Below are 2,095 nucleotides of genomic sequence, written 5' to 3'. Positions count from 1 at the left end.
CTATCAAAAATGGATCCTGCCCGCGTTCGAATCGGGACTCAAACGTCGCAAAACGTTCGATCACTGGCGTGAATTGGAAACCAGCCAGTGGTGGACACCGCAGCAAATCGCAGCCTTGCAAGTGCGGCGACTGCGTGACCTGCTGGCGCACTGTAACGCACACTCGGCCTGGTATCGCGATCGCTGGGCGGATCACGGAATCGACGTGGATGCCGTCTCGTCCTTGGATGATCTGAGATCCCTGCCGATCACCACCCGCGACATGATCCGCGACAACGCCGATGCCATTCGATCCCGCCACCCGGCAGTCGCGTTCGTTTCCAAGGCGACCGGTGGGTCCAGTGGCGCCCCGTTGCGATTCTTGATCGAACGGGACGCCAACGACCGACGCGTGGCGGCGGCCTTTCGCGGATACGGCTGGGCGGGGGCTTGCCCGGGCACCAAACAGTCTCATCTGTGGGGTGTCAATCTGAACAAGCTGTCCTGGCGCCAGCACATGAAGGAGTGTTTGTACTCCCGATTGCTCTATCGACGCGACATGTTGAACAGTTTTGAGTTGTCAGAATCCAATGTCAGCCGCTACGTCAATCGACTCAATCGTTATCGCCCCAAGGTCTTGGTGGCGTACGCCAATCCGCTGTTTGTGTTGGCCAGAGCGATCGACGAACGCGGCCTTCAAATCCACCGGCCCGAATCGATCATCGTCGGATCCGAGAAACTGTACGATCACCAACGGGTATTGATCGAGCGAGCCTTTGGATCACCCGTCTTCGAAACCTATGGCTCGCGCGAGTTCACCTTGATTGCCGCCGAGTGTGATCGTCACCGGGGCTTGCATGTGACAAGCGAAAACTTAATCGTCGAAGTCGTTGACGCCGATGGCAATCCGTCCGCCCCCGGCGACGAGGGGCAAATCTTAGTCACCGATCTGTTCAACACCGCGATGCCGTTTGTGCGATATGCCATCGGTGACCGTGCGGTCGCGGGCACGGGGAGTTGCGATTGTGGCCGCGGATTGCCGTTGCTAGAAAAAATTGTCGGGCGACAGATGGACGTGTTGCACTTGCCCGACGGCCGCCACCTGCCCGGCGCGTTTTTTCCCCACATCATCAAGGACATCCCGGCGATTCGCCAGTTCCAGGCCGTCCAGACCCGGCGCGACGTCATCCGGTTGCAACTCGTCGTGGACGACCATTGGAACGCCGACGACCGCGAGGCGCTCCGTCAGCGGATCCTTCAAAATATCGGCGATTCCTCGCAACTGGAAATTCAGCGGGTCGATCAGATCCAACTGACCGCAGCGGGTAAAATGCGTGTCGTCATCGGCTACTCCGGTCACCACAGAAGCCACCCATCCAGGATCGCGGGATGAAACGTGCAACGCTAATTCTCGCGATTGTGTATCTGTTGTTGTTGATCATCGGCGCCGCGATGATGCACACGAGTCTGAATTCGCATTGGCTGGTCACGCTCTTTCTGTTCTCTCCCCGCTGGGTGGTCGCGCTGCCCTTGCTCTTGCTGGTCCCCGTCACCCTGCTGCTACGGTGGCGATTGACGCCGATTTATTTGATTCACACCGTCATCATCCTGATCCCGATTCTTGGGTTTCAACTGCCGCGTCGAAGCGCAACTCCAGTCGACAGCGCGCGGGCACTACGCGTGCTGACTTGCAACGTCGGCGGCGGCACCCTGGATGACCGGCAACTCATTCAATTGATTCACGACAACCGAATCGATGTCTTGATGCTGCAAGAATGCCCCCAAGCGGTTTCCGAACCGCTATTCCAGAAACTGGGCTGGCAACGCCGGCAAGTGCACCACATCGTGATCGGAAGCCCGCTTCCGTTGGGTGCATCGCGCGTCCTCGGCCGGCAATCGGACGACCATTTCAGAGCCGTCGCCGGGATCGGTTGCGAACTGGACTGGCACCACGGCAGTCGCATTCAACTGGTTTCGATACACTTGCCCACGTTTCGCCCGGCCCTGGAAAAACTACAGCACCTGGATTTCGATCAAGGACCGGAAGCGATTGAACGACTGGGCCAAATGCGCCGCGGTCTTTCCAGACAGATCGTCGATGCGATCGATGATTCGG

The 2,095-nt window shown here is 58.7% G+C and carries 2 protein-coding genes; both read left to right on the top strand.

The features are described from left to right. Positions 1–1,372, top strand: a 1,372-nt coding sequence (locus ABX749_RS30785) for a phenylacetate--CoA ligase family protein (RefSeq protein ID WP_372899403.1), incomplete at its 5' end; no start/stop codon positions are given. After that, positions 1,369–2,095, top strand: a 727-nt coding sequence (locus tag ABX749_RS30780) for a hypothetical protein (RefSeq protein ID WP_372899402.1), incomplete at its 3' end; no start/stop codon positions are given. The genes ABX749_RS30785 and ABX749_RS30780, both read left to right, overlap by 4 nt.

The organism is Stieleria sp., assembly GCF_041595215.1.
Lineage (GTDB): Bacteria > Planctomycetota > Planctomycetia > Pirellulales > Pirellulaceae > Stieleria > Stieleria magnilauensis.
This window is presented reverse-complemented; position numbering and strand designations above follow the sequence as displayed.